This is a genomic window from Streptomyces sp. SID12501 (assembly GCF_010550245.1).
In the GTDB taxonomy this organism is placed as follows: Bacteria; Actinomycetota; Actinomycetes; order Streptomycetales; family Streptomycetaceae; genus Streptomyces.
The window spans coordinates 1-707 of sequence record NZ_JAAGLU010000197.1 but is presented as its reverse complement, the minus strand read 5'-3'; the positions used below and the strand labels follow the sequence as shown (position 1 = coordinate 707).

Sequence of the window (707 nt, the reverse complement as noted above, 5' to 3'; positions counted from 1 at the left end):
ACTGGCGCCGCCGACGGATCGAGGACCCGTCGTCGGACGTGCGGGAGTCCACCACGCGCGAGTCGGGGTGCCGGCAGAAGGGACAGTGCACAACGAACCTCTCGGCGTTGCCGATCACGGGACGGCGCCCGCCACGACACGCGCCGGACGGACGCACGCGACGGTAGGACGTCGCAGGCGCAACTGCAACATCGCGTTCCTCGGCAGCGCGAGGGCGGCCGCCGTGCGACGGCCACCCTCGCCGGGACGCCCCCGTCCCTTCGTGGCGCCGACTCGCCTCGGCGCCACCTGCTGCTGCGCGCTGGCGGACCCGGACGCACCGGATCGCCGCACACACCTCCGGCTGGCCCCCCAGCCTGCCGAATGAGGTAAGGCTAACCTAGCCGGAGGCGTCGACACTGACAACCCGCGTCCACGATCAACCCACGGGGACGACGAGCGTCTGCCCCGCCGTCAACCCGGCGGACGGCAGCTCGTTCAGCCGCTGCAGGCGCAGCACCACGTCCCTGACGTCCTCGCCGGGCGCGGCAACCTCCGACGCGATGCCCCACAGCGTCTGCCCGGGCGCCACGACCACGCGCTCGACCTCCATCGCCGACCGCGGACCGTCGGCCTGCGCCGAGACGGCGACCCCTCCCGCACCCGCGGCGACCAGCAGGCCCAGGCCCCACACGACGACGCGACCGCGCGCCGTCAGGCGCAGTGGA

At 74.3% G+C, this 707-nt stretch carries 1 protein-coding gene and 1 pseudogene; both read right to left on the bottom strand.

The window, feature by feature from the left end:
• Positions 1 to 91: pseudogene (locus G3I71_RS45205) on the bottom strand (transcriptional regulator NrdR); the annotation flags it as partial.
• A gap of 327 nt (positions 92 to 418) precedes the next feature.
• A partial coding sequence (locus G3I71_RS45200) for a LysM peptidoglycan-binding domain-containing protein (RefSeq protein ID WP_164324730.1) occupies positions 419 to 707 on the bottom strand: 289 nt, incomplete at its 5' end.